We start from the raw sequence: 18,871 nt of genomic DNA on the forward strand, positions 1-18,871 counted from the left end.
ATGGGGACTAAAAAGAATAATGTAGTGATTATTTTAGAAGTTTACTCCAAGCTTTTTCTATTTTAGAAATAAGTTTTTTTGTGATGCCTTTTATTTCTGTGAGCATTGAGGTATTTTGATGAAGTACACCAATCACTTCATCAACATCACCACCAAAGTGTTTTACAATACTATCAACTTTTTTCTTTCCAATACCATCAATAGAAGTTAAAAATTCTTTTAACTCTTTTTTAGTTATTTCAAACTCTTCTTGAGTTGATTCTGCTGATTCATCATTGGTTGGAGATGGTGCATTTTTAAAATCTTTTTTCTTTGATTTTGCAGATGGTTTAAGCGCAAGATTGTCTTGATAGTTCCACTTCTCACTTGGCCATTCTTCACTCCATCTTCTTTTTACATCATGCATCTTATATTCACTATCCAAAACATGAAGATAGATTTCATTTTCACCAAATAGTTTTCTCTTTTTACCAAAATATGCACCATCATAACTAGCATTATAATTACCAAAGTGTATGTGTCTAAGCGTTCTAAGTATAGATGCGTCCATTTTACCTAACTCTTCCCAGTTAAACATAGGAGCGTGAGGTTTTCTAAATCTACCTTCACTTAAACTCCACATAATATACTGACCAATCCAATCTCTGATATATGGAAATGCTGCAAAAGCAGTAGCACATTCCAAAATACGAACTTTTCCATCTATGCCATAAGCAACATCAACTGCCCAGTACTCAGCATTAGCAGCTTTTGAAACTTTTACAGCTAAATCAAGAACATTTTTAGGAACATCCATATAGTCCATACTTCCACCTTGAGAAGTATTTGTAAGCCATTCACCCTCAGGAGCACGACGCCAAAATGCACAAACAGGTTTATGACCAATAAGCATTACACGAATATCTGCTTCCATAGGGATAAAGTCTTGGAAGTATTGTGGGTGGTATTGTTTATCATCATAAAGTTCTCTTGCTTCTTTGTAAGAGTCAACTTTATGAACAAAGTAACCACCGTAGTTTGATGGACCATAAGATTTTTTGATGATTTTTGGATACTCACATTTTTTCAAAAATTTGTCCGCATTATCATGCTTGTAGTAGATATAAGTTTTTGGGATTGGAAGGTCATATTTCCAAGCAAATCTAGTTACATTTTCTTTAGACTTGTTTGAAAACTGAGTATCCATAGATGGGATGAAACGAACATAAGGAAGTGCTCTAGCAATCTCTCTAAAAGTTTCATAAGCAGTAGCAGGGATATTACCTATCAAAACATCGATTTTTTTACGCTTTACCTCTTTGATAAATCTATCTTTATCATTTTTCCAATGGTAAGTTACTGTTTCAATCTTGTTTGGCCAACCTTTAAAGTTTGAGTGGTCAAAAAATCTCAATACATAGTCTAAATATAAAAATCCTAGTTTTGGTAGTTGCTTATTTGTTAATCCCATGTTACTTTTTCTCCATTTTTTAAATATAAACGCGATTATACTGTTTTAATCTTAAATTTAAGTTACAATTTAGCTAAATATAGTATTGGATTATTTAATCTTCTCTAAATACTCACAATCAACTGTATTTACCTTAATTAAATCACCTTCAAGCACATGATAAGGAATTTGTACAACAGCACCAGTTTCAAGAGTTGCAGGTTTTTTACTTCCACTTGAAGTATCACCTTTAAAGTTAGGAGGAGTTTCTGTAATAATAAGTTCCATTGTTTCAGGTGCTTGAACTGAGATAGCTTTGTTTCTAAAAAATACAATATCAACATTGATTCCATCTTTAAACCATTTTGAAGCATCTTCACATTGATCATAAGGAAGACCTAGTTGGTCGTAAGTTTCGTTATCCATAAACTGATACATATCTCCATCATCATAAAGATACTGCATTGTTTTAAAATCAATCACAGGAATTTCAAATTTATCCCCAGCATGAACAGTTTTTTCAACAGTTTTTCCATTTAAAAAACTTTTCATCTTCATACGAACAAATGCCGCACCTTTTCCTGGTTTTACATGTTGAAATTCTACAATTTTATATGGTACTTCACCTACAATTAAACGAACATTCTTTTTTATATCACTCATTCCCACTGTTGCCATAAACATTATCCTTAATTTTATTTTATTGTTAATTAATAGAATTTTACACTAAATGGACTTAGAATGTTATAATGTCAAAAATCATATACTTTTTAGGATATTTATACTTATGAACTTTACTCTAAATGCTACCTCTAAAAATGCTCGTGCTTGTACTATAACTACTGCTCACTCAACCATAAAAACACCTGTATTTATGCCTGTTGGAACTTTAGGAAGCGTTAAAGCTCTCGATATGGACGATGTATTAAATCTTCTTGGTGCTGAAATAATTTTAGCAAATACTTACCATACATACTTAAGACCAGGTGATAAAACCATTGCCAAAATGGGTAAACTTCATGGCTTTACAACTTATCCAAAAAGTTTTTTAACGGATAGTGGTGGTTTTCAAGCGTTTAGCCTCTCTGATATTTCTAAGCCAAAAGAAAATGGTATAGAATTTCGTTCTCATATAGATGGAAGTAAACACTTTTTTACACCAACAAAAGTTATAGATATTCAACACAATCTTGGAAGCGATATTATGATGATTTTAGATGATTTAGTTGCATTACCTGCTACACAAGAGCGTATAAAAACTTCTATTGAAAGAACTACTGCTTGGGCAAAAGAATCTATTGAGTATTTTCGTGCTAAACAAAAAGAAGGCGTTGGTGTTGAGCAAAATATTTTTGCAATTATTCAAGGTGGTACAGATAAGGCATTTCGTACAAAAAGTGCCACTGAGTTATGTGCTATGGACTATGATGGTTTTGCTATTGGAGGGCTTAGTGTTGGAGAGTTAAACAACGAAATGTACGATACAGTTGAACATACAGTACAATATATGCCAGAGGATAAACCTCGTTACCTTATGGGTGTTGGAACTCCTGAAGACCTCATAGAAAACATTGAGCGAGGCATCGATATGTTTGACTGTGTTATGCCAACTAGAAATGCTCGAAATGGTACACTTTTCACTTCATTTGGTCGCATAAATATAAAAGGTGCAAAGTTTAAAGAAGACGCCACACCAATAGATGCTGAGTGTAAATGTCTAACATGTCAAAGATATACTCGTTCTTACCTAAATCATCTTTTTCGCGCTCGTGAAATAAGCTACTTTAGACTTGCCACTATTCACAACTTACACTATTATTTAAATCTTATGAGAGAAGTTAGAGAAGCGATTTTAGAAGATAAATTTGATGAGTATAAAAAAGAATTTTATAAAAAAAGAGCCTAAACTTTAAGACGGTGCTTAGATATTTCTGGAGATACAAAGTGTCTAAAATACTCAGCACTTATAGGTTTTTTTAAAATCTATAAACACCATTATCTTTCATCTTCATAAAACTTTCACGATTTTCATCGCCACTTATTGCAAAAAAAGCTTTTTTTAAACTTGGCTGTATTTTAAAAACTTCAGATGCAAACTCATAACCATCCATTTTAGGCATATTTATATCACTAAAAACAATATCTGCACCATTTTGTTCTATAAATTCTAGTGCTTCATTGCCATTTTCGTATGAGTATATTTCACTATCATCTACATCTAAATCTTCTAAAAAAGATTCGAGTATCATTCTAATAGTTAAGGAATCATCTAAAATTACAATTTTCATATTTGGACTATAACTAATTGTCGCTTAATTATTGCAAAAATCTAGAATCTAGTTACATTCTCATTCATAAATGTCATTATAACTTTTCCGTTTAAAGTTTGTCCATTGTACAAAGATTGTTCATTATTAACCACATTTTTTACATTTTTATCAAATAACATAGCATTTACTTTCTGTCCAACTTCTATGTTTACATACTTTTCTTTAATACTGTTTGCACTATTTTTTGTTGTAAGTTTTACCAACTCACTCATACTAATCATCTTTGATTTGACAAGTTTTGTGTAGTAGAGTGGCATCGCGTCACTTATTGCTTCACAACCATAAGCAGCATTGAAAAATGCAACTTCTTTATTTAAAGGAGAATTTGGTTGATGAAGTGTTGTTAGTATGTCTATTTGCTTGTTTTTTAAGGCATCTTGGAGTAACTTCATATCACTTTTAGATGCCAATGGTGGGTCTAGCTTTGCCGTTGTGTTAAAGTCTTCACAAGCTTCATCACAAAACATAAGATGATGAATAGAAACTTCACAACTAACCTCTACCCCATCTTTTTTAGCCTGATTTATCAAGTAAATAGAACGAGGAGATGCTACTGACTTAAAAAGGATTTTTATCTTAAAATGTCTTGCTATCTCTATCATTCGTGAAACATGTAAAACTTCACTCAAATCAGGAATACCCGCAAGTCCTAACTTTGAATTTACTCTTGCTTCTAGCATTACACCACTTTTTATAAGCGAGTTATCTTCCGCCTTACAGAAGATAGTGACATCATACATCAAAGCGTATTCTGCTATTTTGATAGCTACATCATTTTTTGCGATTGTACTCATAAAAGGAACTTTTGCTCCACTTTTTAAAAGTATGGCGATATTGCTAAGTGTGCTATCTTCTTTTAGGCTATTTAACATAAGGTCAATTTTTGAACCATCTAAATCACGAAGTCCATTTTGTGCAAATTCCAAAACTACTTCGTTATCTATGACAGGCTCGCTATCAGCATTTAAGACTAGATGTCCTACTCCACCCTTTAGTGCTTCATCTGAAAGATTTTTAAGATTTTTTGAGTTTAAGGTAGAGTCAAGAAGTCTAACATTTGTATCTATCATAAGTGGCATAAAGTATGCGCCTTTAGCATCTATGCTTTGAGTGTCTTTTAAATCTTTTGCTATCTCCGATATAACTCCATTTTCAATGCGAATATCTGCTTCATACTCTTTCTCAGCGTCACATACTATTGTATTTAATATAACCACTTTTACTCCTTACTCAAAATACTGCAACAAGGCATCTCTATTTATCTTTTTTGTTTTTATATCTATAATATCATGGTCTTTAAAGAACTTCAAAATTCTTGAAAGTGTTTCTGGTGATACACTTAAAATTTCGGCAATTATTATGTTTTTAGTTGTAAAAAAACTATCTGAATGCTGATAAATATATTTTGCTACTCTCTCTTTTGAGTCTAATACAAGATTTGTAGATATGATAGCTTCAAGATTTTTAATCTTTTTTATTAAAGAAGTTTGAATCAAAAAAGAAAGTTCAGGATTTGAATATATAATTTTTTTGAACTTTTTAAAGTCAATTTTCATGATTTCAACTTCAGTATATGCCTTGGCAGTCGCAGGATAAGGAATCTGTTCAAAATTTGCAACTTCACCTATTAACTCATTTTCGTGAAAGTATTTTAGAACTATCTCTTTATGATTTGATGAAGTTTTATAAAGTTTTATGACGCCTTTTGCTAAAAGATAGAGATACTTTGTCTCATCTCCTTCATAAAAAACTATATTATCTTTAGGAATGGTAAACTTTGTTGTAAAAGATTCAATACTATCGATTGTTGCTTCATCTAAATCACTAAACATATCAATATTTTTTAATTTTAATTTCATTAAAAGATATCCTTATTCACTAAGTATTTTGGAGATAACTTCATCATAACTTAAGATATCTTTTTCATCTGGTATAGTATCTTTTGTTTTATGTGCCCAAAAACCAAAACTCATAGGTGTAATGTTGTCTGTATCGTAAAAAGCACTTCTAGCATCTATAAACTTTTGTGTAGATGCATCTGTAATCCAAATAACGGCTTTATCTTTCCATGAGATTTGTTCTTCTTTAAACCAAAGTGCCACACAACCAATATCATCAAACATATATGACTTTCCAGTTTGTGGGTCTTTTACTTGAACGGCATGTTTTCTATCACTTACAACCATAACGCATCTACTACACATATCTCTGTCCCAATGAACAGTTGATAAATCTGTTTGTACCTTTTTTTCACAAGCTAAAAACATCATAGAAATCACTAAAAGTAGTAAAATATTTATATATTTTCTCATCACAGCCAAACTCCATTTTTTATATAATACATCATTACAAATGAAGTAAGTAATATAACATAAAGAGTGTTAATTATGATAGATTTTTGATAACTTATCTTTCTTATACTTTCATTTACATCTAAAAAAGCAACTACAAAACCATAAAAAGTTCCTAAAAATAAAAGTATATAAATTGGGTAACCTATAAAATAATATTCACTCTGTAAAAAACAAAATGGACAATGATGAGAGGGAAGTTCATAAATATATGTTCCAAAGAACACAATCAAAGAAACTAAAGAAATCAGTACAAAGAAGAGGTTACTTAGTGCAAACAGATACTTGTTTTTTAAAAAATAAAATACAAGTAACAGTAAAAAATTTGCATAAAAAAGAGTTAAAAGTGTAGTCGTGTTAAGAGTAAAAATAGAAGAAATCGCAGATGCTGATGTACTTGAGTAAAGCGTGCCACAACAACTAACCATTTTATCTATTTCAATAGAACTAAACATAACTCCTTCTAAAATCAACTCAGCCATAAAAAGAAAAAAAGCAACTAAGTAAAGAGCGAATTTTTGTTTTACAAAGGGTTGATTTTCATGCTTTATATCTTCATTGTGTAAAACTATCCAATAAGCAAATATATATAGATTTATGATTTTTAAGATAAAAAGAGGTGTTCCATAGACAGTAGCATCTACGACTCCCGCCCCACACATTGCACCTGTCAAGACATTAGATATTTTATCTAGTGTAAAGACAAAAAACAGAAATAATGGTACTTTTATGATAAAAATAAATTTTATAATAGTTGAAGCAAGGTAACTTTGTTTTTCTAGTTTGTACTGCAACTGACTTACAGAATTTCTATCCCATTTTCTATAAATATTTATACTTAAAATAAAAACAATAATTCCAAAAAATGCAAAAAGTGCATTAAGAATAAAAATAGTTAAAACTTCTGGTGTGAGTATCAAACTAAAGAGCCATTATGCATCTGTATCTCTTTATCAACAAAATCAAGGTTGAAAAAAAGTGGGTCATGAGTTGCTACAACTATGGTCTTTCCAAGAGCTTTTAACTCACGAAGCATCTCTATAAAATGAAGTGAAAGTTTTTCATCAAGATTTGCTGTTGGCTCATCTGCTAAGATAATTTTAGGCTCATTTACATTTGCTCTTGCAATTGCTACTCGTTGTTGCTCTCCACCAGATAGATTTTTAACAATCGCATCTTTTTTATGCTCTATATGAAACATTTTCATAACTCTTTGCAACTTTGCATCTACTACTTTTGCATCTGGATTTAAAGGAACTAAAGGAAGTAAAATATTTTCTTTTACACTAAGACTTGGGATAAGGTTGTATTTTTGAAAGATAAAACCTATGTTATCCCGTCTATACTCAGATGCAAAGCTATCAGGCAGTTTTGAGATTTGTTTAGCATCTACTATAACTTCCCCACTTGTTGGTTTAGATAAGGCAGCAATGAGCGATAAAACACTACTCTTACCACTACCACTAGCCCCCTTCAAAACAATCAACTCACCCTCATTAATTTTAAGGTTTATATCTTTAAGTGCTACAACAATATTGTTTTTATTTATCTCGTATGTTTTTGTTACATTTTTTAGTTCTATCATATTTACTTTACCTTTACCAAAGGAAATCCTTGTCCCAACGGAGATATAAACGGGTACTGTGCACGCTTAAACTCACGCTCTGCAATCTCTGGAACCATGTCTTCTACGAAGTTTGCGATCTCTAATGTTTTTATATATCCATCTCTATCACTATCTGCTTTACCATTTAGTCCATCTGTTAATACATAAGTAAGAAGACCATGACCTTTATAACCTTCTAGTGCTTCTTGGCTTGATGAAGATGCAGAAATGATAGTAGAACCTACTGCTCTACTTAAAACCTTCATAGCAGTTGTTTCAGTTAGTCCTCTTGTAAGTAATGCAACTTCTATAGCTTGACCTAATGCTCCTGAATTACAAGTATCTAGTATGATAAATTTTTTAGTTGTTGGAATATTTGCTATCATATCTCTAAGTGCATTTTGGCCTATAGCTTCTCTTTTTATTCCTCTACTTGATAATGCTCCAACATTTGAAGTAATCATATGATACTTAGCATCTTCTATCATCCCATGACTTGCTACAAAAAATATAAACAAATCATTTGAAGATATATTTTCTAAATTTTTTAAAGTTTTAGTGATGTGTTCTTTTGAAGTTTGCTCTTTTGATATTAGTAATTTTATGTTTACATCACCATATAACCCTTTAGTTCTTTTCTTTATAGTTTTTGCGAAAAGCTTTGCATCTGCTACTGCGTATTTTAAAGCTATTGTTGGATTCTTATATTCATTTATTCCAACTATTACTGCATAGATGTTTGGTTTAACTATTGGGTTATAAGTTGATGTTACAGCTAAAGTGTCTTCTCTAGATGCCATAGTGTTAGCTTCATTGTAAACTATAGCTTTTAATGTGTGTTTTCCTTTTGGAAGTTTGATGGTGTATGTTTTAAGAACTATATTTTTATTCTGTTTCTTTTTAAGTCCTCTATCTCCATCTGTCTTAATAAGAACTCCATCAAGATAAAGTCTTATTTGTCCTATACCACCTGAACTTGGAGTAATGCGAAGAGTTACTTTTAACTCTTCTTTTTTTATAGATGTTTTAGTATCTATTATAGCTACTTGTGGGGCTGGCTTTACATCTGATAGTTTTAGAGTTGGTATAACTATTATTTTTTTAACTTTTTTTATTTTATGGACTTTCTTCTTAACTATTTTTAGTTCTGTATTAACAATTTTATCTTGTCCTGCTAAAAAGTTTGACGGTTTTACATCAGACAAAGATAATTTCATAATATCAGGACGATAAAAGGTTTCAAAGTATTGATCTATACTTGATACATCCATTGGAGTTGTTAAAACATTAAGATATTTTGGAGCTTTTGCTGACGAATTAAAATACCCCTCGGATGTAATAGATAACCATTCATTATCATCAAAAGCTACAATATCTAAAAGATTTTTATTATTTTTATTGTCCCAAAGGTTAATACTATATCTACCAACTTTATAACTATAATCTCCATCTATTGATAATAATTCTTTGCCATTATTTATTAATTTCTTATTCTCATTTTGCGTTATTTTTATAAATTTAGTTGATGTTTCTATATCTAATTTATAATAATCCTTTTTTAAATAATTTTGATATTCTGATATAGAAATAAGCAGTGATTTATTATCTTTAGAAAAAGTAAATACATTAAAATCTATATAGTTATTATACTTTATACTTTTAACTTCCTTATTTGATTTTAAATCAAACAATATTATATTTTCATTCTTATGATACGCTATATATCTACCATCTGAACTATAAATAAATTCTTCAAGTTTTAAACTATCAGGTATTTTCATTATTTTGTTTTTCACTGTTTTAAGACTAAATGTTTTATCATCTAAAAACAAATCCATAATAACTATTGATTTGTCATCTATATCAAAACTTGATAATGTTTTTTTACTTTTAAAATCTAAAAATAGTAATTTCTTTTTTGTCTTTAAAACTATATATTTTTTATTATTAGTTATCCGAAAATCTATTATTTTTTTCTTTACTATTTACAGTAAAAATATCCCTCCTTGTTCCTGAATTAATTTCATAAGTACTTATTATATTTTTTTCATACAAAACTGCAAAGTTTTTTTTATCTGGACAAGCAATAATTTTTTTTGGAGAAATAAAATGCTTTCTAAAATCTTTGATATTTTTCCAAGATTTCATATCCCAAAGTTTAATCCCTTGTCTATCAGCTGAAGCTAAATATTTTCCAGTAGGACTAAAGGCTGAATAAAATGTCCAAAATTTATGCCCTTGCAATGTTTTATATAGAGTCATATCGTCCATCTTCCATATTTTAACAGTTTTATCAATACTGTTAGAAGCTAAATATTTACCATCAGGACTATAGCTAACACTATAAACCCAATCTTTATGTCCATGAAGAGTTTTTAACTCTTTTTTATCATCTATATTCCATATTTTTATTACATGTTCTTTGATGTCTTCATAAGAACCTGAAGAAGAAGCTATATTTTGTCCATCTGGACTAAAAGCAACAGAATATACCCCATCTTTATGTCCGCTAAATACATATACCTCTTCAGCACTCTTTGCATCCCAAAGTCTAACCATTTGATCTCTACCACCAGATACAATCAACTTACTATCAGGACTAAATGCGACAGAGTAAGCATAACCTCCATCATGCCCTTTAAAAGTTTTTATAGACTTGTCTTTATTTATATCCCAAAGCTTTAGCGTTCCATCATAACTTGCCGTTACAAATCTATTGCTATTGGTATCTATTGCCAATGATGACACCCCCAGAGTATGACCTTTAAAAGTTTTCACATGCTCTCCTGTTACTAAATTCCATAACATAATTGTCTTATCCATGCTTGCCGACAATACAAATTTACCGTCATTTGTTAGTGCCACTGAGTGAACTTCACCTGTATGACCACTAAAGGTTCTAATCTCTTTTCCATTATTTATTTGCCATAGTTTAACAGTTTTATCACCTGAACTTGAAAGTAAATGTTTACCATCTTTTGTAAAAACAAGTTTGCTCACTCCTCGATCATGACCGTACTCAACAAAAGGTTTAGTCATCTTAAAGTTTTTATCTGTATATATAATATTTTCAGGTTTTGCAACTTTAATTTTACTACTTGATGAACCACAACCAACTAACAAAAATACAATTAAAACTAAATGTCTATACATTTTTATCTCCCTTAAGAATAAACTCATCCAAACTAATTATCTCTACATCATCAACACTAGCATTTTTACTATATGTTATCAATCTACAAATATCACCATCTTTTTTAAACTGCTTAAAACTTCTAAATTCTCTCTTTTTAGTGCTTTCCTCTTCTATATCAAAAGCTACTTGGTACAGTATATTATTTGAGTAAAAATCAACCTCATACTTATCTTTTAAGTATGTCAGTTTTTCATCATTTTTATATAAAATATTAAAAACTAGATTTTCCAAAGCTATGCCTTTATTTTTAGTTCTGTTTATTCCTAAATTTAAAAAACCATTGTCACTGATGTAAAGTTTTTTTACTGACTTTATTTGCTGTGTAAATTTTGAATGAAAAGCAGGTATGGTATTTACTAAAAAATTATCTTCAAAGTAAGTTATATATTCTTTTATCATCTTTGCATCTATACTTATCTTTTTTGCCAAACTTGAGTAGTTAAGTTCTGTTGTGGCATTTGAAATCACATAGTAAAAAAGGTCTTTTATAGCTTGGCTATTTTTTATCTTGTATCTTGGAACAATATCTTTAAGTATTATATCTTCTGCAATATTTTTCAACTGCTCTTTTTTTATCATTTCATTTTCGTTTGAAATAACAGAATAATATCCACCCCATTTAAGATATTCATCTTTTGCTCTACTTATTTCTATCTTATTTGCTGTTCTTTGTAGAACACTTGTGTAAGATATATTTTTAAACTGCAAAAACTCTTGGAAACTAAAGCTATATATTTGAAGTTTTAAAACTCTACCTGTTAGTACAGTTGCATAATTTGATGTAAGTAGTGATGAATTTGAGCCTGTAATAATAAACTTTATATTACTATTTTCATACTTTGATTTTACAAATACTTCCCAGTTTTCAAATATTTGAACTTCATCTATAAAAAAGTATATTTTTTCATCTTTATTAGGATTGGCAATTTTCATGTATTCATCAAAAATAGTATTTAAATAACTAGCATCATTTTTATAAGGTATAAATTCTGGTTTTTCAAGATTTATAAAAAATATATTTTTTGCTTCAACATTCTTCAAAAGTTCTTTTATAAGTAATTTGGCAATAGTACTCTTACCAACTCTTCTGGCTCCAATAAGGGCTAAGACCTCTTTTGTATCAATATATGCAAGAGCTTTTTCCAAAACATCTCTACTTATAAAATGATTATAAGCCTCACTATTTATCCAATGATTATTATCTTCCAAAAGAATTGATTTCATTTTTTATATACCTTTAAAGGAATGTATTCCTGATTATAACATAAAATTATCTAACAACCTCATCAGCATCTAAAGTCGCTATCTTCCATGATGGGATGATAGTCGCTGATATATAGATAGGTACACTTAGAAAAAAGACTAAAAAAAGTGTTTGAGTATCAAATATAAAAGGAAGTTCAAAAGATGTTTTTAGTTGTGAGTAACCTGTAAATATATTTTGCAAAAGTGGTGCTTGTAAAATATACACAAAAAGAAATGCCAAAATAACACCAAAAAGATAAGCGATAAAAGAGATGATAAAACCTTCATAAAACTTCTCTTTAAGAACATCATCCACCCTCCAACCTATGGCTTTAAGTATTCCTATTTCTCTTTTTTCTTCACTACTAAGTCCACTTGCCTTGTCATAGATGATTATAAAAAATGTAAATAGTGAGATGATGAAAAGTGCTAAAAATATCCCACTTTTGTAATCAAATATATTCTGATAACTAATCTTTAAATCATTTTTTGTTATCACTCTGGCATCTGGAAAAAGAAGCTTTATCTTAGATGCAACAGTTACAACCTCATCAAGATTTGAAACCTTTACAACTATGTCCGTAGCCTTTGACTCATCTATGTCAAAAATCTCTCTCGCACTTGCCTTTGTCATAACTATCATATCATTTGATTCTAGTTGAGTATCTCCATCAAACACACCTTTTAAATATATTTTTTTTAGTTCTCCATTTGGTTTTATGAAGTTAAAATACTCTTTGTAGTAGTTTTTTAACATCGTTTTTTTTACTCCACTTCCAACCAACATAGATGCATTATCGTTAAAGTCAAGTTTTGCATTATCAACTATAATAGAGAGTGACTTTTTATATTGCTCTTCAAACTCATCAATTCCAACAACACTAAAGTTTACTCCAGCATTCTCAAAATAGTAGTATCCCCAAACACGAGCAGTGGCATCTACAACTCCTGTGATTTCTAAGATAGCATCTGAACTACTCACATCTATGTCATAGTGTCTTCCTGCTTTTATCTTTTGAACGATTATTTGAGGAAGAGCATCTACGGTTGAGTTTAACTCTGATTTGATGGAGTTAGTTATAAAAAAAACGCTTGTTAAAAGAAAAATCAAAAGAGTCAACACTGTTGTAATAAAAAAGCTTTTATACTTTTGTCTTAGTATGGAGTTTATGGCGTACTCTATAAGGTAAAAATTTATTTTATTCATTATCTAGCCTATTGATTATGTGCGAGTGAGAGTAGGTGAAAGTTGAAGGGAAGTACTCTCTTAAACTTCCATCATCTTTGTAGATGCTAAACACATTACTCAGACTTCTATGTCTAATATAAGTTGCTTCTGTTGAGATAGCTAAATCTCCAAGACCAACAAGTGCTACAAAATTTTTTTTCTTAACTAGCATCTCTTTAGAGTCAGATTTATACATACTTAGATAATAAGCTTCAAGTACAAACACAAGCATAATAATACCTACAAATAAAATCAGTTTAGGTGTTTTTGGAGTGTATCTATTTTCATTCATCAAGTTTATTAACTTCTTCTTTTTTTATATCTTCAAACTTCATAACTTTTATACCCTTATGATCCATACTAAATGTCTTAGCCTCATCGTATTTCTCAAATGAGATAAGTTCATCACCCATAGGTCCATATACATCACTGCCTATTACGAAGTAAGCATCTCTAGCATCTAATACTTTTAGAGAGTAATAATCTCTCACTAAAATTTTAGATATACCTTTTTGATGTTTATAATAATACTTCATCATATCTTTAACTCCATCAAAAGAGAACCGTTTATCATCATAAAAAATTTGTGTAATCCACTTTGGGTACTTATACACATACATTCCACAGATAGGGCACTTTTCATCTTTGGTTACTTTTATCTCTAAAATTACTTCGCTGTTATCTTCAAGTCGTTTTACTTCAAAAAGGTATAGGCAAAGGGCATTGAAGTATTTTGGATTTAGCGGTTTACAAAGTTTGTTTTCTTTTATATCTTTACTCAAAGCATCTATACTTTTGTACTGACTTAAGTCTATCTCTAAATCACACTTTTTTAAAAATATTTTTTTACCCATAGGATAAATCTTCTTCTCTTTTTGTGCTAAAGAGATAGATGCATCTGCAAATAATGTTGTTATAAAAAACAGTGAGATAAGAAAGAAAAGGTTTAGGTAAGTTTTCATAATAAAAATATACCTTAAGAAGTATTACAAAATCGTTAAGTTGTTCTAAGTAACATCAATCTTCGTACAAATAAGACAATTAATCCAACAGCTAAAATTTTAAAGTCTAACTCACTTGCTGTGTGAATATTTTCAAAGGTTGTGCTTTGGGTTGCTTCTACGCCCATAGCCTGCATCGCTAAAATCTTAGGTGCATAAACATTACTAAACATCAAAGAAGAAAAGACAACTGTAACGCTACTAGCTAAAACTATAGAGTCTCGTTTTGATGTCTTATACATATATGTTTCATACAGCATAACAGCACCAGCAAGAAAGTAAACCCAGTAACTAAACCTATGAAAGATTTCACCCATCAAAATACCAGCATTATAGTGATCTAGAGTTATATCTACTAAGTGTTTGTTTGGGTTAAAAATAACAGGAGCAACTACTGCACCTAGAACTATTACTGCTCCAAATGAAGCTGCTAAAATGATTAGATAACTAAAGTCTATATAAATTCTTTTACTAATGGGTTTGCCTTATAGCTTAAGCGTAAAACCTCTATCAAAATTACTATAATCTTTGTAGAAGTCTAACTGCTCAAATGCTTGATTTGATAAATATGTTTGTATCTTACCTTTTTGCTCATAACCCATCTCACATGTAAAAAAGTTAATCTTTCGCTTTAAGACTTCAACAAGGAGTTCTTTAATGATTTCATCTCCGACAACTCCTCCAAAAAGTGCATTTTGAGGTTCATAAGAAAGGTTTGACTCTAGTGGTGTTTTATCTGCAATATATGGAGGATTTGATACAAGATAATCTATATCTTCATCTATTGGCTCTAAAAGTGAACCTAGTCGTAATTCTATCCTATCTCCCATACCAAACTTTTGTATATTCACTTTTGCAATACAGAGAGCTTCTTGAGATATATCAACAGCTATAAATTTAGCATTTTTAAAATGCTGTGCTAAAACTATAGAGATTATCCCACTACCAACACCAACTTCTACAAAAGTCATCTTAGCATCTAGACTTTTTACATTTTTTAAAACTTCATCTATAAGAAGTTCTGTTTCAGGACGAGGAATCAAAGCACCCTCGGCTATATAAAATTCTTGGCTATAAAAACTTACACTATTAGTTATATACTCTAAAGGTACATTTTTTACTCTAGCATCTACCCATTTAAAAAGCTTTTGTATATCTGTTATCTCACTGCGTTGATTTGTAAGAAGCCAAAGCTCATCAACCTTTAAAAATGCCATAAGCATAAGTTGAGCCTCTTTTGCTGGTCGTTCTATGAAAGGTTTAAGAGTCTTTGTTATTTCTACTAAAACATCTTTTACTATATATGTGTCTTTCATGTAGTTTTTATATCAACACCTAACTCTTTTAGTCGTTCTAATACAGGTGGATGCGTGTAATGAAAGAAAATATATAAAGGGTGAGAGAGTGGAAAACTTTTGTTCTCTGTCACTAACTTAGTAAGTGCATTGGCAAGTTCTACCGCGCCACCTGCTCCGCCTAACTCACTTCCCATCTTATCTGCTTCATACTCATTATGACGACTTACTATACCCATGATTGGCATCATTACAAAACCTAAAATCGGCATAAATAACATTAAAAGTATCATCAGTAAATAAGGCTCTTGACTTATACTCATCTCTAAGTAAAGTGAATCAGGTAAATTTCCAAAGATACCAAACATTGCAAATAGCATAGCACCAACTAAAGCTATATTTTTATATATATCGCCATGTGCAAAGTGACCTAGTTCATGTCCTAAAACTGCTAGAAGTTCTTTTGTTGTTAGTTTTTCTATGAGTGTATCAAAAAGCACAACTCTTTTTGCTTTTCCAAAACCACCAAAGTAAGCATTTAGTCTTGCATCTCTTTTACTTGCATCACTTATGAAAACACCAGAACTTACAAAACCTGTTTTGTCCATAAGAGTTTTTATCTCACCATCTAACTCTTCATCTTTAAGTGGTGTAAGTTTGTCAAAAAACATCGCACGAAAGGCTGGATAAAGCATGTTAATAAGAATAACTACTGCGAAGATAAATACAAAACTCCATAACCACCAAAGAGAAAAGTTAGTGATGATTAGATAGATGCCCCAAATAACTAAAGAGCCAAGAACTAGAGTCATCGCAAAAGAGATAAGAGTATCTTTTATCCATTGACCCATGCTTGATTTGTTAAAGCCATATTTTTCATCCAATACAAACTTTTCATAGTATCCAAACGGTAATGATAAAATAGAGTTTATTACTACAAAACTAAGAACAACTGCTATGTTTAAAAAAGCTTCATTTTCAAAAAATACATTATTTGCTAAATAAGAAATACCAAATCCCATCCAAGCTATAAACATAAAATAATCAACAAAAGAACTTACAATAGAAAGTTTTTCTTTAGCAACTGTATAATTTCCCGCTTTTAAAAAGTCTGCTGCACCAAGAAGTACAGCCTCTTTTCTTTTTGCATCATTTACAAAGCCGATTTGCATTACACTTGTATAGATTGAAACTAGAACAAATAGTGTATAAATAGTGATAACTGTCATTAACATTTAAAGACCTTAAATTTTTTCGCAATTGTAGCAAAATAATCTGTTATACTTACATAAATTTCAGGAGTAAATATGAAAAAAACAGTACTATTAAGCTTACTGCTGATACGAAGTTTACAATAAGAAATAAAAAGGAAAATATCATTGAAATGTTTAGTAGTATTAGCTCACCCACTTAATAATAGTTTATCTTGCCATTTAGCAGAAGAAACAATAAAGCACATGGAAAATAAAGGTTATCAAGTAATCATTAAAGATCTTTACAAAGAAAATTTTAATCCTGTATTAACAAAAGAGGAAAGAAATAGTTACTATGAAAAACGATTTGATTTATCTAAATTAAAAGATGATATTATTCAATTACAAGAAGCCCAATCATTAGTATTGATATTTCCTACTTGGTGGTTTAGTTTTCCAGCAATATTGAAAGGTTGGTTTGATAGAGTATGGGCACCAGGATATGCATATAATCATGCTTCGGATTTAGGTGCAATTACGCCATGCCTTTTAAATCTAAAAGAAGTAAAAGTAGTAACAACACTTGGAGCACCTTGGTGGGTTGATTTTTTTGTACTTAGAAAACCTGTTAATAAAGTTTTAAAATTTGCTTTACTTGGTGCATGTACAAAAAATTGTAAGTTTCAAATGCTCTCACTTTATAATAGTGAAAGTCTTACCAAAGAAAAAGTTAATAATTTTGTTAAAAAAATTAAAATTACTTTTTAATAAACTTTGATTTTAAAGGAAAAACTTGAAACAAAAAATATTTGAATATCAAATTTGGCATATATTTGCCATTATTATGTCCCTGTTCTTTTTTAATTACTTAGCTACAAGTATTTCGGATCTTACACAAGGTTCATTATTTGGTGTGAAAACTTCCATATGGTTATGGATATCTATTTTAGCGCCTATTGTCCACCAGTTATATGTAGCTATTGTTTGGAGATACGAACTATATGAAAAAACTTTTACTACAAAGTATGGCTTTGAAAAAGCTTTTAAAACATACTCTGCTGGTTTTTCTATACTTTTTATGTTTAGACTTCTTTCTATCATATTTTTAGCTTTTAGTAATAGTTATACGATAGATATAGATCCACTTTATACATATGCAATAGTTTGTTTTATTGCCCCATTTATTATATATCTTTTTTATTCTGTAAAAAAATATTTTACTATTGAGAGAGCTTATGGCATTGATCATTTTGATAAAAACTATAATGAGCCTTATGTTAAACAAGGCATCTTCAAATATACCAACAACGGAATGTATGTTATTGGACTAACAGTATTATATATACCAGGGTTATTATTACTATCAGAAGCTGCATTACTTGTTGCTTTTTTTAATCACGCTTATATTTGGGTACATTACTACACTACTGAACAACCAGACATGGAAACTATATATGGGAAACTTCAATCATGAATCAAATAAACATACAATACTACAAAACAAAATATGCTCATTTTATTTTAGGATCATTTGAGGACAAACTTTGCTTATTGGATTTTAGATATAGAAAAATGCGAACAAGTGTTGATAACAGATTGAAAAAAGGTCTAGATGCTGTATTTGTAGAACAAGATGATGAGATATTAAGACAAACAAGGAAACAACTTGATGAGTATTTTAATATGACAAGAAAAGAGTTTGATATACCTACTATAACAGTTGGTACAGACTTTCAAAAATCTGTTTGGGAAGCTTTACTTAAAGTGCCTTACGGTACTACATCAACATATCTACAACTAGCTAAAGATATTGATAATGAAAAAGCTGTAAGAGCAGTAGCTAATGCTAATGGTGCAAACTCACTAGGGATAATAATACCTTGCCATCGCATAATTGGAACAAACGGAGAACTTACAGGGTATGGTGGTGGATTACCTCTTAAAAAAAGATTATTAAAATTAGAACAAAATTTGTTTTTATGCTAAGAAAAAGTTTC

The 18,871-nt window shown here is 30.2% G+C and carries 21 protein-coding genes; 4 read left to right on the forward strand and 17 right to left on the reverse strand.

What is annotated here, in order from left to right; translation table 11 throughout:
• Positions 1–28: 28 nt before the first annotated feature.
• Together MOV50_RS00530 and efp are read right to left on the reverse strand one after the other, a co-directional pair.
• Positions 29–1,450 carry a helix-hairpin-helix domain-containing protein gene (locus MOV50_RS00530; protein ID WP_321778499.1) on the reverse strand — a complete coding sequence of 474 codons (1,422 nt, stop codon included), beginning with the start codon at positions 1,448–1,450 and terminating at the stop codon, positions 29–31.
• A 90-nt stretch (positions 1,451–1,540) separates the two neighbouring features.
• Positions 1,541–2,107, reverse strand: a complete 567-nt coding sequence (gene efp / locus MOV50_RS00535) for an elongation factor P (RefSeq protein WP_321778500.1) — start codon at positions 2,105–2,107, stop codon at positions 1,541–1,543.
• A 109-nt stretch (positions 2,108–2,216) separates the two neighbouring features.
• Between efp and tgt the strand changes: the two genes are divergently transcribed.
• A complete protein-coding gene (gene tgt, locus MOV50_RS00540; RefSeq protein WP_321778501.1) occupies positions 2,217–3,335 on the forward strand; it encodes a tRNA guanosine(34) transglycosylase Tgt in 1,119 nt (372 codons plus the stop codon).
• Positions 3,336–3,405: 70 nt separating this feature from the next.
• Here tgt and MOV50_RS00545 read toward each other — a convergent pair whose 3' ends face one another.
• From MOV50_RS00545 to MOV50_RS00615, 15 genes are all read right to left on the reverse strand, one after another.
• Positions 3,406–3,717, reverse strand: a complete 312-nt coding sequence (locus MOV50_RS00545; protein WP_321778502.1) for a response regulator transcription factor — start codon at positions 3,715–3,717, stop codon at positions 3,406–3,408.
• A 41-nt stretch (positions 3,718–3,758) separates the two neighbouring features.
• On the reverse strand, positions 3,759–4,976 hold the full coding sequence (locus MOV50_RS00550) for a dihydroorotase (RefSeq protein ID WP_321778503.1): 1,218 nt from the start codon (positions 4,974–4,976) through the stop codon (positions 3,759–3,761).
• Positions 4,977–4,985: 9 nt separating this feature from the next.
• Complete coding sequence (locus tag MOV50_RS00555; RefSeq protein ID WP_321778504.1) at positions 4,986–5,618, reverse strand: Crp/Fnr family transcriptional regulator; 633 nt, start codon at positions 5,616–5,618, stop codon at positions 4,986–4,988.
• A 12-nt stretch (positions 5,619–5,630) separates the two neighbouring features.
• On the reverse strand, positions 5,631–6,071 hold the full coding sequence (locus tag MOV50_RS00560; protein WP_321778505.1) for a hypothetical protein: 441 nt from the start codon (positions 6,069–6,071) through the stop codon (positions 5,631–5,633).
• Entirely contained in the window at positions 6,071–7,030 is a 960-nt protein-coding gene (locus MOV50_RS00565; protein WP_321778506.1) for a hypothetical protein, read from the reverse strand. Before MOV50_RS00565 ends, MOV50_RS00560 begins: the two co-directional genes overlap by 1 nt.
• Positions 7,027–7,695, reverse strand: a complete 669-nt coding sequence (locus MOV50_RS00570; protein WP_321778507.1) for an ABC transporter ATP-binding protein — start codon at positions 7,693–7,695, stop codon at positions 7,027–7,029. Before MOV50_RS00570 ends, MOV50_RS00565 begins: the two co-directional genes overlap by 4 nt.
• Positions 7,696–7,697: 2 nt before the next feature.
• Positions 7,698–9,497: a caspase family protein gene (locus tag MOV50_RS00575; RefSeq protein ID WP_321778508.1), complete on the reverse strand. Its 1,800-nt coding sequence runs from the start codon at positions 9,495–9,497 to the stop codon at positions 7,698–7,700.
• Between the two features lie 166 nt (positions 9,498–9,663).
• Positions 9,664–10,869 carry a WD40 repeat domain-containing protein gene (locus MOV50_RS00580; RefSeq protein ID WP_321778509.1) on the reverse strand — a complete coding sequence of 402 codons (1,206 nt, stop codon included), beginning with the start codon at positions 10,867–10,869 and terminating at the stop codon, positions 9,664–9,666.
• Positions 10,862–12,136, reverse strand: coding sequence for an ATP-binding protein (locus MOV50_RS00585; protein ID WP_321778510.1), 1,275 nt, complete (start codon positions 12,134–12,136; stop codon positions 10,862–10,864). The genes MOV50_RS00580 and MOV50_RS00585 overlap by 8 nt, the downstream gene beginning before the upstream one ends.
• Positions 12,137–12,182: 46 nt before the next feature.
• Positions 12,183–13,364 carry an ABC transporter permease gene (locus tag MOV50_RS00590; protein ID WP_321778511.1) on the reverse strand — a complete coding sequence of 394 codons (1,182 nt, stop codon included), beginning with the start codon at positions 13,362–13,364 and terminating at the stop codon, positions 12,183–12,185.
• Positions 13,357–13,677: a hypothetical protein gene (locus tag MOV50_RS00595; protein ID WP_321778512.1), complete on the reverse strand. Its 321-nt coding sequence runs from the start codon at positions 13,675–13,677 to the stop codon at positions 13,357–13,359. Before MOV50_RS00595 ends, MOV50_RS00590 begins: the two co-directional genes overlap by 8 nt.
• Positions 13,670–14,347 (reverse strand): nitrous oxide reductase accessory protein NosL, encoded by a 678-nt coding sequence (locus MOV50_RS00600; RefSeq protein WP_321778513.1) that lies wholly within the window; start codon positions 14,345–14,347, stop codon positions 13,670–13,672. The genes MOV50_RS00595 and MOV50_RS00600 overlap by 8 nt, the downstream gene beginning before the upstream one ends.
• Before the next feature lie 35 nt (positions 14,348–14,382).
• A complete protein-coding gene (locus MOV50_RS00605) occupies positions 14,383–14,862 on the reverse strand; it encodes a DUF4149 domain-containing protein (protein WP_321779686.1) in 480 nt (159 codons plus the stop codon).
• Between the two features lie 9 nt (positions 14,863–14,871).
• Complete coding sequence (prmC, locus tag MOV50_RS00610) at positions 14,872–15,702, reverse strand: peptide chain release factor N(5)-glutamine methyltransferase (RefSeq protein WP_321778514.1); 831 nt, start codon at positions 15,700–15,702, stop codon at positions 14,872–14,874.
• A complete protein-coding gene (locus MOV50_RS00615; RefSeq protein WP_321778515.1) occupies positions 15,699–16,916 on the reverse strand; it encodes a M48 family metallopeptidase in 1,218 nt (405 codons plus the stop codon). The genes prmC and MOV50_RS00615 overlap by 4 nt, the downstream gene beginning before the upstream one ends.
• A 144-nt stretch (positions 16,917–17,060) precedes the next feature.
• On the opposite strand from MOV50_RS00615, the gene MOV50_RS00620 reads away from it, so the two are divergent.
• The 3 genes from MOV50_RS00620 (at position 17,061) to MOV50_RS00630 (ending at position 18,860) form a co-directional block, all read left to right on the forward strand.
• On the forward strand, positions 17,061–17,642 hold the full coding sequence (locus MOV50_RS00620) for an NAD(P)H-dependent oxidoreductase (RefSeq protein WP_321778516.1): 582 nt from the start codon (positions 17,061–17,063) through the stop codon (positions 17,640–17,642).
• Between the two features lie 145 nt (positions 17,643–17,787).
• Positions 17,788–18,348 (forward strand): methyltransferase, encoded by a 561-nt coding sequence (locus MOV50_RS00625; protein WP_321778517.1) that lies wholly within the window; start codon positions 17,788–17,790, stop codon positions 18,346–18,348.
• The gene (locus MOV50_RS00630; protein ID WP_415846374.1) at positions 18,345–18,860 is read left to right on the forward strand and encodes a methylated-DNA--[protein]-cysteine S-methyltransferase; all 516 of its coding nucleotides are present in this window, start codon (positions 18,345–18,347) and stop codon (positions 18,858–18,860) included. The genes MOV50_RS00625 and MOV50_RS00630 overlap by 4 nt, the downstream gene beginning before the upstream one ends.
• The last annotated feature ends 11 nt before the right edge of the window (positions 18,861–18,871 follow it).

Origin of the sequence: Sulfurimonas sp. (assembly GCF_029027585.1) — a bacterium.
Taxonomy (GTDB): Bacteria; Campylobacterota; Campylobacteria; order Campylobacterales; family Sulfurimonadaceae; genus Sulfurimonas.

Bases quoted from the DNA above. Each gene is read 5' to 3' on its own strand.
- tgt (WP_321778501.1), top strand. From the start codon at position 2,217: ATGAACTTTACTCTAAATGCTACCTCTAAAAATGCTCGTGCTTGTACT.
- MOV50_RS00600 (WP_321778513.1), bottom strand. From the start codon at position 14,347: ATGAAAACTTACCTAAACCTTTTCTTTCTTATCTCACTGTTTTTTATA.
- MOV50_RS00580 (WP_321778509.1), bottom strand. From the start codon at position 10,869: ATGTATAGACATTTAGTTTTAATTGTATTTTTGTTAGTTGGTTGTGGT.
- MOV50_RS00630 (WP_415846374.1), top strand. From the start codon at position 18,345: ATGAATCAAATAAACATACAATACTACAAAACAAAATATGCTCATTTT.
- MOV50_RS00575 (WP_321778508.1), bottom strand. From the start codon at position 9,497: ATGAAAATACCTGATAGTTTAAAACTTGAAGAATTTATTTATAGTTCA.
- MOV50_RS00595 (WP_321778512.1), bottom strand. From the start codon at position 13,677: ATGAATGAAAATAGATACACTCCAAAAACACCTAAACTGATTTTATTT.
- MOV50_RS00570 (WP_321778507.1), bottom strand. From the start codon at position 7,695: ATGATAGAACTAAAAAATGTAACAAAAACATACGAGATAAATAAAAAC.
- MOV50_RS00530 (WP_321778499.1), bottom strand. From the start codon at position 1,450: ATGGGATTAACAAATAAGCAACTACCAAAACTAGGATTTTTATATTTA.
- prmC (WP_321778514.1), bottom strand. From the start codon at position 15,702: ATGAAAGACACATATATAGTAAAAGATGTTTTAGTAGAAATAACAAAG.
- MOV50_RS00585 (WP_321778510.1), bottom strand. From the start codon at position 12,136: ATGAAATCAATTCTTTTGGAAGATAATAATCATTGGATAAATAGTGAG.
- MOV50_RS00545 (WP_321778502.1), bottom strand. From the start codon at position 3,717: ATGAAAATTGTAATTTTAGATGATTCCTTAACTATTAGAATGATACTC.
- MOV50_RS00560 (WP_321778505.1), bottom strand. From the start codon at position 6,071: ATGAGAAAATATATAAATATTTTACTACTTTTAGTGATTTCTATGATG.
- MOV50_RS00590 (WP_321778511.1), bottom strand. From the start codon at position 13,364: ATGAATAAAATAAATTTTTACCTTATAGAGTACGCCATAAACTCCATA.
- MOV50_RS00615 (WP_321778515.1), bottom strand. From the start codon at position 16,916: ATGTTAATGACAGTTATCACTATTTATACACTATTTGTTCTAGTTTCA.
- efp (WP_321778500.1), bottom strand. From the start codon at position 2,107: ATGGCAACAGTGGGAATGAGTGATATAAAAAAGAATGTTCGTTTAATT.
- MOV50_RS00555 (WP_321778504.1), bottom strand. From the start codon at position 5,618: ATGAAATTAAAATTAAAAAATATTGATATGTTTAGTGATTTAGATGAA.